The organism is Alkalimonas sp. (genome assembly GCF_020831925.1).
Classification (GTDB): Bacteria; Pseudomonadota; Gammaproteobacteria; order Enterobacterales; family Alteromonadaceae; genus Alkalimonas.
The window spans coordinates 21,289-34,865 of sequence record NZ_JAFIFQ010000033.1 but is presented as its reverse complement, the minus strand read 5'-3'; the positions used below and the strand labels follow the sequence as shown (position 1 = coordinate 34,865).

Annotated in this window: 15 protein-coding genes; 8 read left to right on the top strand and 7 right to left on the bottom strand. The window is 50.9% G+C overall.

Going from position 1 to position 13,577, the window contains the following annotated elements; translation table 11 throughout:
• Positions 1-357: 357 nt before the first annotated feature.
• The 3 genes from fabV to JJU14_RS11250 all read right to left on the bottom strand — a co-directional run bounded on the left by fabV (position 358) and on the right by JJU14_RS11250 (position 2,803).
• Positions 358-1,551, bottom strand: coding sequence for an enoyl-ACP reductase FabV (gene fabV / locus JJU14_RS11260; RefSeq protein ID WP_228613593.1), 1,194 nt, complete (start codon positions 1,549-1,551; stop codon positions 358-360).
• A gap of 185 nt (positions 1,552-1,736) precedes the next feature.
• Positions 1,737-2,063 (bottom strand): BolA/IbaG family iron-sulfur metabolism protein, encoded by a 327-nt coding sequence (locus JJU14_RS11255; RefSeq protein ID WP_091338091.1) that lies wholly within the window; start codon positions 2,061-2,063, stop codon positions 1,737-1,739.
• A 128-nt stretch (positions 2,064-2,191) separates the two neighbouring features.
• Positions 2,192-2,803 (bottom strand): alpha-ketoglutarate-dependent dioxygenase AlkB, encoded by a 612-nt coding sequence (locus tag JJU14_RS11250; RefSeq protein ID WP_228613591.1) that lies wholly within the window; start codon positions 2,801-2,803, stop codon positions 2,192-2,194.
• Between the two features lie 32 nt (positions 2,804-2,835).
• Between JJU14_RS11250 and JJU14_RS11245 the strand changes: the two genes are divergently transcribed.
• The 5 genes from JJU14_RS11245 to JJU14_RS11225 all read left to right on the top strand — a co-directional run bounded on the left by JJU14_RS11245 (position 2,836) and on the right by JJU14_RS11225 (position 7,057).
• Positions 2,836-4,008, top strand: coding sequence for a methyltransferase (locus tag JJU14_RS11245; protein WP_228613589.1), 1,173 nt, complete (start codon positions 2,836-2,838; stop codon positions 4,006-4,008).
• Entirely contained in the window at positions 4,005-4,571 is a 567-nt protein-coding gene (locus JJU14_RS11240) for a YajG family lipoprotein (protein WP_228613587.1), read from the top strand. The genes JJU14_RS11245 and JJU14_RS11240 overlap by 4 nt, the downstream gene beginning before the upstream one ends.
• A complete protein-coding gene (locus tag JJU14_RS11235; RefSeq protein ID WP_228613585.1) occupies positions 4,568-5,158 on the top strand; it encodes a peptidylprolyl isomerase in 591 nt (196 codons plus the stop codon). Before JJU14_RS11240 ends, JJU14_RS11235 begins: the two co-directional genes overlap by 4 nt.
• A 101-nt stretch (positions 5,159-5,259) precedes the next feature.
• Entirely contained in the window at positions 5,260-5,580 is a 321-nt protein-coding gene (locus JJU14_RS11230; RefSeq protein WP_228613583.1) for a hypothetical protein, read from the top strand.
• A 91-nt stretch (positions 5,581-5,671) separates the two neighbouring features.
• Positions 5,672-7,057: an MFS transporter gene (locus tag JJU14_RS11225; protein ID WP_228613581.1), complete on the top strand. Its 1,386-nt coding sequence runs from the start codon at positions 5,672-5,674 to the stop codon at positions 7,055-7,057.
• A gap of 74 nt (positions 7,058-7,131) precedes the next feature.
• Here JJU14_RS11225 and JJU14_RS11220 read toward each other — a convergent pair whose 3' ends face one another.
• Positions 7,132-7,371: a helix-turn-helix transcriptional regulator gene (locus tag JJU14_RS11220; protein ID WP_228613579.1), complete on the bottom strand. Its 240-nt coding sequence runs from the start codon at positions 7,369-7,371 to the stop codon at positions 7,132-7,134.
• Between the two features lie 305 nt (positions 7,372-7,676).
• On the opposite strand from JJU14_RS11220, the gene JJU14_RS11215 reads away from it, so the two are divergent.
• Positions 7,677-7,850 (top strand): hypothetical protein, encoded by a 174-nt coding sequence (locus JJU14_RS11215; protein ID WP_171907506.1) that lies wholly within the window; start codon positions 7,677-7,679, stop codon positions 7,848-7,850.
• Positions 7,851-7,891: 41 nt separating this feature from the next.
• On the opposite strand, the gene erpA is transcribed toward JJU14_RS11215, so the two are convergent.
• Positions 7,892-8,233 (bottom strand): iron-sulfur cluster insertion protein ErpA, encoded by a 342-nt coding sequence (gene erpA / locus JJU14_RS11210; RefSeq protein ID WP_091338111.1) that lies wholly within the window; start codon positions 8,231-8,233, stop codon positions 7,892-7,894.
• Positions 8,234-8,383: 150 nt separating this feature from the next.
• Here erpA and JJU14_RS11205 point away from each other — a divergent pair, with 150 nt between their 5' ends.
• Together JJU14_RS11205 and JJU14_RS11200 are read left to right on the top strand one after the other, a co-directional pair.
• Positions 8,384-10,114 carry a chloride channel protein gene (locus tag JJU14_RS11205; protein WP_228613577.1) on the top strand — a complete coding sequence of 577 codons (1,731 nt, stop codon included), beginning with the start codon at positions 8,384-8,386 and terminating at the stop codon, positions 10,112-10,114.
• Positions 10,111-10,539: a CopD family protein gene (locus tag JJU14_RS11200; RefSeq protein ID WP_228613575.1), complete on the top strand. Its 429-nt coding sequence runs from the start codon at positions 10,111-10,113 to the stop codon at positions 10,537-10,539. Before JJU14_RS11205 ends, JJU14_RS11200 begins: the two co-directional genes overlap by 4 nt.
• 27 nt (positions 10,540-10,566) lie before the next feature.
• Here JJU14_RS11200 and JJU14_RS11195 read toward each other — a convergent pair whose 3' ends face one another.
• Both JJU14_RS11195 and JJU14_RS11190 read right to left on the bottom strand, forming a co-directional pair.
• Positions 10,567-12,084, bottom strand: a complete 1,518-nt coding sequence (locus JJU14_RS11195) for a proton-conducting transporter membrane subunit (RefSeq protein ID WP_228613573.1) — start codon at positions 12,082-12,084, stop codon at positions 10,567-10,569.
• A complete protein-coding gene (locus tag JJU14_RS11190) occupies positions 12,077-13,576 on the bottom strand; it encodes a proton-conducting transporter membrane subunit (RefSeq protein ID WP_228613571.1) in 1,500 nt (499 codons plus the stop codon). Before JJU14_RS11190 ends, JJU14_RS11195 begins: the two co-directional genes overlap by 8 nt.
• Position 13,577 lies beyond the last annotated feature (1 nt).

Sequence of the window (13,577 nt, the reverse complement as noted above, 5' to 3'; positions counted from 1 at the left end):
TCATACGTACTTGCACTACTAGTTTGGGAAGAAACAGGTTCAGTTTTTCAGCTGCTGACCTCGCAGCGCACCCGATCGGCGTGGAACTTTCAGATGATCTGTGGTTCCAAAGTCGGATACACGTATTAAAGGCGCGGATTTTACCATCAAACGCGGCCGCTATCCATGCGATCATGAAAATTTATCACAGTCGCACCGGTTGCATTTTAGTCTAGCTAATTTGCGCAATTTTTCAGCAAATTATGCTATTTTACTTGCTGTTGCCAGTAGAGACTATGCCAACTTTGGTAGTACTCACATTACTCTGAGGTCAATCCGGCTGTAAAAAAGCCACCCGCAGGTGGCTCGTTCAAGGGGTTAATCCAGCAACTGCAGCAAAGGTACTTCAGGGCTGACATCCGCCTCGTAATCCACACCGGCCACTCCAAAACCAAATAGCTGCAGGAAATCCTGATGGTAGCCAGCATAATCGGTCAGCGTATCAATGTTGTCGGTTTCCACCTGCTGCCACAACGCTTTCACTTCAGCCTGCACGTGATCGGCCAGCTCTTTAGCATCCTGACGTAAACGGCCGCCTTCATCCAACACAGGCGCAGCTGCATACAGTCCCTGACGGAACAAACCATCGATCTGCTCAATGCAGCCTTCGTGGCTTCCTTCAGCTTTCATTACCCGGTACAGCAGCGAGATATAAAGTGGCATTATAGGGATTGCAGAGCTGGCCTGAGTCACCACCGCTTTTAAAGAAGCAACATAAGCTTTGCCTTTTTTATCAACCAGTTTAGCAGTCAGCGCCGCCGCCGCTCTATCCAGATCTTCTTTGGCTTTACCAATGGTTGCTTTGCCATAAATTGGCCAGGTCAATTCTTTACCAATGTAGGTATAAGCGACTGTCTGACAGTTATCGGCCAATACATCGGCTGCATTCAGTTGATCCAACCAGCGTTCCCAATCTTCGCCACCCATTACCTTAACGGTATTGAAAATTTCCTCGTCATTGGCCGGCTCTACGCTGACTTCTTCGATCACCCGCTTACTGGTGTTTAAGTTTTTCTCGGTGTAAGCCTTACCAATAGGCTTGAGCACTGAACTGTAGATTTCGCCAGAGACCGGATCTTTGCGTCGAGGCGCCGCCAGGCTGTAGACCACCAAATCAATTTTGCCCATCTCTTGTTGAATCACCTCGATGGTCTTCGCTTTTAGCTCATCAGTAAAGGCATCGCCATTGAGGTGCTTGCACCACAGGCCGGCTTTACTGGCTTCCTGTTCAAAAGCAGCGGTGTTGTACCAGCCTGCCGAGGCGGTTTTACTGGCCGTCGGCTCTTTTTCAAAGAAAATCCCCAGAGTTTTGGCACCCGAGCCAAAAGCTGCAGCAATCCGCGAAGCCAGGCCATAGCCAGTTGACGCTCCGATCACCAGCACATTTTTAGGGCCATTGGCGATAGCGCCACGCTGTTGTACATAGTCGATTTGTTGCTTTACATGGGCAGCACAGCCGGTTGGATGGGCATTGGTACAGATAAAACCACGGATTTTTGGTTGAATTACCATCATTCAGTCCTGTTCTTCAGTAAGGAAATTGCGACTAGTGTAAGACTTTAGCAGACAAAGCTGGTCGGATCAGAGGATTTTAGCAAGCTAGCCACCAGCTGAGAAGAAAAGCCTAGCCGCTATCGCTATTTCCCGAGCGGGATCTGCTCACGCTATAGCGATGCAGCCAGGATGCGGCTAGTTGATTAAACGGGTACTTTTTTTTCACCCCCCAAGCATTTAGGAGAGGCCGGGGGCTTTTCAGCATAGTACTCGTACCATTCACCTGGGGTGTAAGTGTGTAACGCCAGGGCATGAATATCCTGCGCTAACTCTTCCGCTACAATGGCATTGACCGCTCTGTGGCGCTGCAATAAACGCAATCCATCAAACTGTGGCGTTACAATCACCACTTTAAAGTGGGACTCCGATCCAGCTGGTACATTGTGCATGTGGCTTTCATTGGTTACTTCCAACACCACAGGATCAAATGCATCCAGTAATTTCTGCTCAATACGCGTGTGGATTAACATAGACTTCATCCTTTTTTGGTCCCTCTGTTTTACTCTAGTTAAGTCCACCGGACTTGCCAGTGTCTTTTTGCTGTCAAGCTTTTTGTTGACAGCTAACCGGCTGGTGGCCCGTGAAAAAATAAATTGGTCTAAACAATGGGCACGATATAACGAAACGTCAGATTGAGCCGTCCGGCCGTCAAGCGGCTTTGTTTGGGCACCCTGTGTACCCAGTATTGCTGAGTGCTGCCAGTCATTAGCAATAAATCCCCCTGCCCCAGCTCTAACTGCAACTGCCATGGTTGTTGGCGATGTTTTAAATCAAAGCGTCTGGCCTGGCCTAAGCTCAGTGAGGCGATGCAAGGCTCCGTGCCTAGCTCTGGCTCATTATCGGCATGCCAGCCCATATGCTCCTGGCCAGAGCGGTACCAGTTCACTAACACCGAATTGAAGGGTTTCTCAAGTTGCTGTGATAACAGCTGGCACCAACGACTGACCAAAGGATGCCAGGGCTCTGGCGCAAACAAGGTGCCCGAGTATCGATAATGGGCATTGGCATCCCCCATCCAAACCTGCTGTCTTGGGATCGGATGTTCACGGCCAAACAAGCGTATGCTTGGCTGCTGCCATGCTAACTGCTGCACCAACTGCTGGTATGACGAAGCGGCTTCCGCTTCAGGCAACCATCCCCGCCACAGGAGTAAGTTAGCATCTGGCAGTTGCCAGCACTCTGGCTTGAGCTGCTTAGCTGCACGTGTCAAAATGGCCGCCCTGTTTTATATGTAGCATTCGCATGAATACGCATTTTACGTTGGCAGAGATCCATCTGCAATTAAAGCGCTGGCCAGCCGGGACCGACTTTGTCAATCTTCAAGCCTGGGATGCAGTCGATGAGTTATTACTGACCGAGGCCTTCCGGCAACTGGATGCACTGTCGGCGGCTGAACGAAGTGCTTTGCCAGTATTGCTGCTCAATGATCAGTTTGGCGCTTTAAGCTGTACTCTGATCGCTCGCTACCCAGAGTTGGCGATTGTTCATTGCAGTGACTCCTATGTCAGCCAGCTGGCTTGCCAAGCTAATCTGCAGCTGAACCAACTGCCAGCATGCCAGTTGACCTTTATTGATAGCCTGCAACCACTGCCGGATTCCGTTGCTTTGGTACTGCTAAGGGTACCTAGGGATCATGGTTTCCTTGGCTATCAGCTGCAGCAGTTAGCACCGCTTATTGCACACAGCCAACAACTGATTGTTGCGGCCAGAGCCCGTGATACTCATAAAAACCTGCTGCAACTGTTCAGCCAGTGTATCGGGCCAACCACGGCATCCTTGACCCTTCGCAAATGCCGCTACCTGCACTGTCAGCCGGAGTCAAGGACACATAAGCAGCCACCTGCATGGCCAAAGATCTGGCCATTGCCAGATAGCCACTTGCAACTGGTTAACCATGCTAATGTCTTCAGTGGAGAAAAGCTCGATATCGGTGCCCGCTTCTTTCTGCAGCATCTCCCCACCACCAAAACCGGAGAAACGCTAGTGGATTTAGGCTGCGGTAATGGCGTACTTGGCCTCTGTGCACTGGCAGCCAACTCAGAACTTAGTGTAATTTTTAGTGACGAATCTGCCATGGCGATTGCCTCCGCCCGGCAGAGCGTGCAACTCAGCCTGCCCGAGCGCCTTGCACATTGCACTTTTTTGCAGGACGATGGTCTGAGCAAGCTGACGACTAGCAGTGTTGATTGGGTACTGTGCAATCCCCCCTTTCACCAACAGGATACTATTACCACGCACTTGGCCCGGCAAATGTTTCGCGATGCCTGGCGGGTATTAAAACCCGGTGGAAATTTACGTATCGTTGCAAACCGGCATTTGCCTTATGCGCAGGAGCTCACTCGTCTTTTTGGTGGGGTACGCTGTTTAGCCAGTCAGCAAAAATTTGTCATTCTGGAATCGGAGCGAAAACAATGAAGTTGCCCCTGCTGTGTCTGCTAACAGTGTTGCTGCTATCTGGCTGTGCCAGCCCGCATCGACCTTTATTTGTAAACCCAAGTGTGACCACCGAGCCACAGTTACAACTGAATAGCGCGCGTTTCCAATGGCAGCTACAGGACAAACGAACCAAGCCGGTCATGCTAAGCATTCAAACAGGCGATCAATTGATCAACTTGCAAAATAAGCCTGATTGGCGCAGCAAGCTGCAAACTAAATTGCAGCAACGATTCCAGCAAGCCGGCGCCCGGCTTGATCCTTCTGCCAGCACCAAGTTACAGTTCAATGTTCAGACGTTAATCGCGAGAGCAAAGCAGCATCCATTGGATCACGAAGTACATTCTGAAGTAGTGATTGAGGTCACCATCAGTTCACCTGCTGGACAATATCGCAAGCGCTTTGCTGGCAACAGCAGCTACACAGCCCCTTTTAAAGTAGACCCCGCTTCGGTGGAGCGAGAGCTCAACCAACTGACTGAGCGGGTGCTGCACGATATTTTGAGTGATCAGCATTGGCAGAAGTATTTAAGGAGACATGCATGAAGTTCGTCCTCACCCTAGCATCCGTTGTTTTACTGTGGCTCAGCCAGGCCGTGATGGCTGGGGAAACCCTGCAAGCGGATAATTTATTTCCAAAGGTTATATTGCACACCTCACTGGGTGACATTACGGTGGAGCTGGATCGGAGTCGCGCACCTATCACCGTGAATAACTTTCTAAGTTATGTCAAAACCCAGCGCTACAATGAGACAGTTTTCCACCGACTAATCAGTGACTTTGTGCTGCAGGGCGGTGGCTATAAAAAGGATTTTGAGCCCATAACCACGCTCGATGCCATCTTTAATGAATCAGGCAATGGCCTGCGCAACGAAATTGGCACCATTGCCATGGCTCGCACCAGCAACCCGCACAGTGCCACCAGTCAGTTCTATTTCAATTTATCTGACAACGAAAGCCTGAACCCTGGTGCCCGTTGGGGCTACACGGTCTTTGGCCGGGTGATGGAGGGTATGGATATCTTGCAACAAGTGAATGAATGGGAAACAGCCCAGCATAAAATTACCGGCTGGCCGGATGTACCGGTAGAACCAATTGTGCTACATCGCGTGACCTTGGTTCCTGAAGGCTAGAAGCATCCAACGCTAATTTTTCCGGCAACATGACACTGACCAGCTATACTTGCAGCAACAGCAACACATTTTGCTGGCATCACAAGTACAGAGGTCGGTGTATGCTGGAACAATTTATTGAGCTTAAAACGCGGCAGTTAATTTACTATGCCTCCCGCTATTTTCGTGGCAGGCTACCTCACCGCGAATTGCATCTCTTTATCTGGGATACTCTGGAAGAGTGGGCGCAATTTGGTATCCAACTAAAGACTCCTCAGAACCAACAAGAGCAAGTATTTTGGCATCTGCTGCACCAATTGGAATTTTGGCCAGAGCAGCAACTCAAAAATGATCCGGTGCTGCAACACAATATCCAAAGCTGTTTGAGTTACTTGCGTGGAAAAGGCAGTGTGCCGCTGGATTGTGTTGGTATTCGCCCCTAAACGTAGTCCAAGGTAGAATATTTACCTCCAACTATTTCCGAAACCTTCCGGCTTTGTTATGGTCTGAGCCACGCAGTTTTGAGAATTCCCAATGCTATTTAAAGCCGAAAGTAAAGTACAAAGCTGGCGACAAGCCATCGACAGCTACTCCGATATTCGCCTGCTGTATATTTTTCTGATGGGCTGTGCCTCCGGCTTTCCCTGGGTGTTAATTGGCTCCAATATGAGTGGCTGGTTGCAGGATGCCGGTTTATCACGGGCAGCCATTGGTTATTTCGGTTCTATCTTTATTGTCTATGCACTGAATTTTCTCTGGGCTCCTTTGCTGGATCGGGTGCGATTACCGCTGCTTCACCGTTGGCTGGGCCAGCGGCGTAGTTGGATCCTATTAATGCAAAGTCTGATCCTGGTAGCTACCCTGACCATAGCCTTTACCAACCCTGGCTATAGCCTGCTCTGGACATCCTTGCTGGCATTGTCCATTGCCGTTGCTTCTGCTACCCAGGATGTGGCTATTGATGCTTACCGTATCGATATCATTGCCGGTGAGAAGCTCAGGCTGCCACCTGCCGCCGCCATGGCCGTCATCGGTTGGTGGACTGGCTATTCCTTACCTGGTGCGCTGGCATTTTTTAATGCCGACACCTTTGGCTGGCCTGCCGTGTATCTTGGTATGGCTGGCGTTCAGCTGTTGCTGATGCTGGCAACCTTGTACATTCGCGAGCCAGGCAAGGAGCGCGAGCAATTGCAACGAGATGCCAGTCTGCGCTATCAGCAACACCTTGGAACAGGTAGAGTTCGAGGCTATCTGGTCTGGCTCAGTGTTACCGTGATTGAGCCTTTTGCCGAGTTTTTCAGACGCAATGGCTGGAGCCTGGCACTGGCCATTTTATTCTTTGTGTTCTTATTTAAAATTGGGGAAGCTTTTTTGGGACGGATGTCGATCCCGTTTTATCGTGAAGTTGGCTTTAGCAATGAGCAAATCGCTGAATATTCCAAACTGATTGGCTGGGTTGCTATGGTGATATTTACCCTGATTGGCAGTGCCATAAATATTCGCTTTGGTATTTTACGTGGCTTGTTTATTGGTGGCGTTGCCATGGCTGCCAGCAATCTGATGTTCGCCTGGATTGCCGTGGTTGGCCCCAATACTAACTTATTTCTAGCCACCATTTTGGTTGATAATTTTACCAGTGCGTTTTCAACCGTGGCTTTTGTTTCCTTTCTAACCTTCCTGACTGGCCGGGCTTTTTCTGCAACTCAATATGCCTTGCTGGCGTCTTTGGGTAACCTTGGCCGCACCACGCTGGCATCTTTCAGTGGCGAGCTGGTCGATTTTCTCGATGGTAACTGGGCTTTGTTTTTCACCATCACGGCACTGATGGTCATTCCATCACTGTGTCTGCTACTATGGATTGGCAAGCGATTTAGGCAACAAATGGCTGCTACAGAAAAACAGGCCGAGAGTTCCGTCTAAGAATGCATTCCTTAAGTAGAGCCGAATAAAAAGGGATACCTGTTTGGTATCCCTTCTCAGCATCAAACGTCCTGTTAATTCAGAGCTTGCTTCAAACCTTCAGCCGGATCCACTTCCAGTGCCTGACAGTAGCGAATAAACTCCACTACATCCAGCCGGCGCTCTTGATTCTCTACCTTACCAATAAAGGAATGGGGTGTACCCAACAGCTCAGATAAACTACGCATGGTATGGCCTTTTTCCTGACGCTGACGCTTCAGCCACACACAAAGCCGTTTATTCTCTTCAGAGATAACGCTTTTACCACCTTTCATTTATGATGTACTCCCAGCGTTTAATACGCTTTTATTATTGAATTAACATTTATTTGCCCACCTTCATAGCACTGGCAAGCCAGCCCACTATGAAAACCCCTCCATTAAAACATAGGATGCGACAAGCGTACAGTTACAAGCGTTAAAAAACGTACTGCCTATTGACAGGTCGGAGTGGAATGAATTATGTACCATAAAAAGGGAATCCACTGCGATTAACCAAAGATCCTATGTGATCGAGTTCGTCAGCAGCAAGATTTTCTTCTATAATGACAGCAACTTAACTTACAAAGGGTAGAGACACTATGATCCGGTTGATTTTTTTGCTGCCCTTGCTGATGTTTGCTGCCTGGTTTTGGTTTCTTCAAAGTCAGGGGCTAAGCTTGCAACAAGGCAAGAAAGGTTTCATTTATATCGGAATTTTTAATCTGGCGATCGGGGCTTTGCTGGCTGGAATTATCTGGCTGACACAGCGGTAAATCAAAACCTGTTACCGCTGCTTATGTTGTCGGTGTGCGTTTTAAACAGAGAACGAAGAACCGCAACCACAGGTCGTGGTGGCATTGGGGTTACTTACGACAAATCGACTGCCTTGCAGGCCTTCGGTATAATCCACGGTACCACCCATCAGGTACTGCAAGCTCATCGGATCCACCACCATACTCACGCCTTGCTTTTCCAATACAAAATCACCTTCATTAACTTTTTCATCGAAGGTAAAACCATACTGAAAGCCTGAGCAGCCACCACCAGTGATGTAAACACGCAGTTTCAGTGCCGGGTTTTCCTCTTCGGTCACCAGTGCCAATACTTTATTTGCAGCAGCATCGGTAAATTCCAGTGGGACCTGAATCTCTGACATACATACTCCGAGGGTTACATTCTGTGGTGGATTATCCAATACCTGACTATTTTATTCAAGTATTGTCCGACCTATGCCCAATAGGAAAAAATTTATGCTTTAACACCAGTCTGTTACACTGTAGGAACTTAACATCTTTAGCGGTGAGCCATGAAATACTGGTCTAAAGGCTGGCAGTTGCTGCAACAATCGCTGCCGAGCCTGCGCAAACAATTGGCTTTTCCACAAACCTCACTGCAACTGTGTCTACTCGGCGCACTGGGTGGTTTGCTGGCAGCCATCCTGATTATTCTGTTTCGGCTGTCCATCATTGCCTTGCAAAGCTTTTACCTGGATAAGTTCGATGATTTCTCCACAGCTCCTCAGGAAATTCGCTGGTTGCTGCCTTTTGCCGGCGCTTTTTGCGTTGGCCTGATTGCACTGCTCACCGGCTACAAGCACTACCGACTTGGGATACCTTTTGTGATCCACCGCATGAAAACCATGTATGGACTTATGCCATTTCGCAACACCTTCAATCAGTTTTTTGGCGGCGTGGCGGCATTGGCCAGCGGTTTCTCTGTCGGACGTGAAGGCCCTTCTGTTCATCTTGGCGCCTATGGTGCCAGCTATGTCGGCAAGAAACTTAAATTGCCTTTTAACAGCATCCGTACGCTAGTAGGTTGTGGTATTGCCGCGGGCATTGCGGCTTCTTTTAACACCCCACTGGCGGCAGTGATCTTTGTGATGGAAGTGGTACTTCGTGAGTACCGTATCCATATCTTTATTCCGGTGATGCTGTCCGCTGTAGTCGGGGCCTTGGTGACCCGGCTGGTATTTGGCATGGAGCGCGAGCTGGCTATTTTACAAATCAGTACCTTGCCCGGCTGGCATTTCCCCTATTTGATTTTGTGTGGCGTCTTAATAGGCATGGTCGCTTTTGTTTTTAACACCAATATGATGCGCATTATTCGCTGGTTTAAAAACTGGCCCTTGCCAGTGCGCTTACTGCTGGCAGCGGCGATCACGGCCGCTGTTGGCATGCTGATCCCTCAAGCCATGGGTGCTGAAACCGGCGCCATCCAATATGCTGTGGAAGCACCAACCGATGTGCAACTCTTGCTGGCGCTATTTATCGGTAAGATGATTCTGACCATTTTTGCCCTCGGTCTGGGTGTGCCAGGTGGTGTGGTTGGCCCTATTTTTGGCATTGGTATTGTGTTTGGTACCCTGCTGGCCCTGTTCCCCGGCCTATTACATGGTCACAGTGATCATGCCGGTACCTATGCGGTGCTGGGTATGGCCGGGCTGATGGCAGCCTGCCTGCATGCGCCACTGGCAGCTTTGGTGGCTGTGATGGAGCTGGCTTCGAACCCGGATATTATCTTACCAGCCATGCTGGTTATCGCTACTGCCTATGTCACTGGGGTGCAGTTTTGCAAGACAAAATCACTGTTTCTAATGCAGTTGGATTTCCTGCAACTACCGTACAAGGTATCGCCTGCAGCTGATCTGCTGCAAAAAGTGGGGGTCTTGGCTCAGCTTGATCACCGCTATCATCTGCTGATGGAGGCCGATGAAACAACCATTCGCCAACAGCTGGACCGCTTAGCAGCCGATGAGCTGCTGCTTCTCAAAACCAACAGCGATGATGGACCACAGTATCAACTGGCCAGTTACGATGTCAGTTTGTCGCTCACTGGTCAGGATGCTATTCATTATCTGCCGGTCCCGCAGGTTAGCCAACAAGCCACTATGGCTGAGGTTCATCAGTTGCTGGAAGCCAGTCGTGAAGGGGCAGTTTGCGTTATCGACGATACCCGGCAACAACCAGAGCCTGTAGGCCTGGTGCGTTGGGATCAGGTCCAGGGTCTATTGGTCAAACAGAATAACTTACTATGACATTACTACTAATTTACAAAGCATTGCATCTGATTTTTATGGTGGCCTGGTTTGCCGGCATCTTCTATTTACCACGGCTGTTTGTCTATCATGCGGAAAGTAAACAGCCGGAAGTGCAGGCACAGCTAAAAATTATGGAGCGCCGCTTACTGTTCTTTGTAACTCCTTTTGCCATCCTGACGCTGGTGTTTGGCCTCTTGCTAATCCAGGCCTACGGCATGGATTGGTTTAAAGCCAGCGGTTGGTTGCATTACAAGCTGCTGTTGGTCGCCTTACTTTATGGTTACCATGGCTATTGCTTTAAATTGCTGGCCGATTTTAAAGCCGATAAAAATACCCGCAGCGGCCGTTTTTACCGCTGGTTTAATGAGCTACCGGTGCTAATCCTATTCGCGACTATTTTACTGGCGGTACTAAAGCCTTAAACCAAAGCATTTTGCTTAGCGAGACAGTTAACTCAATAGCCACAACAGCAGAATCACAGCCAATAAGGTGCTGCTGGCAAGTGGTAATAACGCCTGCTGGGTCAACCAACGATTGGCCCGGCGTTCTTGTTTACGCCACTGAGGCGGCGGCCAGGCCTGTTGGCGACTGCTTTGCGTCTGATAGCAGGATTTTAGCCACAAGGACCAGCCCAGCGCCGGGCTTACCGGGTCCTGCCAGCTAGCGGGTAGTGGCCGTCCGCCATGTTGCCACCACCAGTACAAACCAGCAGCCAACAGCACGGGCCAGCCTGCAGCCAGTATGCCGGCGGGTTGCAGTGCCTGCCACCACAGTGGCTGCAGCTGGGTCAGCCACCAAGGCATACTGAGTGAAGCAAGCACCAACACCAGCCAGCTAAAGCTAGCTGTCGATGGCAGCTTTGGCTTCGTAGGCTGGTGCTGCTCGCGCAACAACGCCAACAAGTGCCAGGCCAGTAAAGCAGTGCTAAGCGCCCCTATCGTCAGTAAGCCTGGCAACAGCGACCAGTTGGCAAAAATGCCCTGCCCGAGTTCCTGCTTCAATCCGTATTTTACCGCAGCGCCTGAGCTCAGTGGCAAAGCGGTCAGGCTCACTAATGGCCACAGCAAGGCCAGCCAGTGCCAGCTTTGCAACCGGTAGCTACTGGCTGTGCCGGCAGCGAGGAATAATGCCGATTTTAACAAGGCATGATGGCAGGCATACCAAACCAGCAGCCAGGCGGCCTGAGCTTGGTAATCGGCCGGGCTACTCCAATACAATACCAGGGCCAGCAACAGATAGCCCATCTGACTGACCGAGGAGTACGCCAACACCACCTTGGTTTTGCGATGCAACAATGCCAACAAAGCCCCGAAAAAAGCCGAGCTAAAGCACAACACCAGCAACCAGGGCAGCCATAGCAACAAGAGCCCATCGCCAGCCGGAATAAACTGCCACAAACCAAACAATCCAGCTTTGATCATCGCACCGGATAACACAGCGCTGGCCGGAGCCGGTGCGGCCGGATGTGCCTGCGGTAGCCAGATATGCAGTGGGAAGAACCCCGCTTTTAAACCAAAGCCCAGCAACAATAGTGACAGGGTCAGGGGGGTAAGGGCTGCGGCCTGTAAATCGCTGATCGCCAGAGCGCCATCGGCCGCATCTACCCGCAGCAGCAAGGCAGCAAACAGCAGCAGTTCACCAAAGATAGCCAATTGCAAATACAAACGCCCGGCTCGCCTGGCCGCGCCTTTGCCACTGTGAATGACCAAACCATAGGCAGACAAGCTCATCAGGGCGAAGCCCAAATAAAAGCCCAGCACATCCTGCGCCAGCAACAGCAGCAGGTTGCCCACCATTGCCAGACTAAAGCTACTCCAGTACAGAACTTTACGCTGATTGATAGTACTGAAACTGTACAAGCCGGCACAAAGCCATAGCAGCAGGGTAAAGCCAAACCAGAGCGCAACCGGCCCCTCTGGCACCGCAAAGTCGGCTCCCGGCCACAGCAGTGTCTGCAGCTCAGTCATAGCTAAACTCCCGCTCAACAATCAATTTGCTCCAGCTCAGTGGGCTGAGATCCGTCCCAGCCAGCAGCCCCATCAACACAATCAACACAGCGGTAATCACCGGCGGCAGCAGCAACATCCAATGGGTTTCAAAGCGCCGGGACAGCTGCTTTGGCGCTGGCCAATCGCCGGCAGGCAGACACCAGATCCGATAGATCACAGGCAAAAAATACATGGCATTGAGTGCACTGGATGTCAGCAGCACCAGCAAGACCAATGGATAGCCAGCATCCAGCGCACCGCTGGCCAGATACCATTTGCTGATCATGCCAGCCGTGGCAGGTAGCCCTATCATGCCGCAGGCACCCAGCGTAAAAGCGATACTGCTAAGCGGCATGCGCCGCCCTACCCCGTTCAGTTCACGGATTTTATGAATACCCAGGGTTTCGGCAAAATTACCGGCGCAGAAAAACAGGGTGATTTTCATCACCCCCTGATGCACCAGGTGCACCAAGCCACCGACTGCCGCCACCGGCCCCAACATGGCGACACCCAGCGTGACATAAGAGACCTGACTAACGGTTGAGTAAGCCAGTCGACGCTTCAGATCCTGTTGCTGCAAAGCACGCCAGGAGCCATACAAGATGGTGGCAGATGCCAGCATCACCAGAGGCCAGGTCAGATCCAGCTGCTGCATCACATCCACGCCAAATACGTCGTATACCACCCGGACGATACCAAAAGCACCGGCCTTTACTACCGCCACCGCATGCAACAAAGCACTGACCGGTGCAGGTGCGACCATGGCCTCAGGCAACCAGCCATGCAGTGGCAGCAAGGCCGCTTTGACCCCTAACCCGGTAATCAGCAACACAAAGGCCAGCATCAGCAGGCCACTGTGCTCTGCCAGCAAAGGACTTAAGTAACCACCCGGCATAAAAACCGGACTGCCGGTCAGACTATGCAATAATGCAGCACCTAGCATCAGCACCACGCCACCACTGATGGTATATGCCAAATAGCGCCTGCCAGCCCGCAAGGACTCGACCGTACCGCGATGCACCACCAGCGGGAAGGTGGCCAGCGTCAGTAGCTCGTAAAACAGCACGAAACTGATCAGGTTGCCCGACAACGCCAACCCCACGGTAGCACTGACACACAAACTAAAGTAACCAAAGAAACGCGAACGCAGCGGTGAGCCTTCCAGGTAACCAATGGCATACAAGGTCGTGACCAACCAAAGCACCGAGGACAACAAGACAAACTGCAGTGATAGCGCATCGCCATGCAGAATAAAAGAGCCACCGGGTAAAAAAGGCAACTCGAAATAATAATCCTCGCCGGCCTTCACCCCCTGCCACATCCAGGCCACCAGCAGCAGCTTCACCAGAACGCCACCAAGGTTCAGCGTCGTACGCAATGCAAACCGATGCTCTGCCAGGCTAAAAATCAACAGACCTGGCAGCAAAGAACTGAGGACAATGAACACCGGCAACCAGCTATTCCAGTCCATC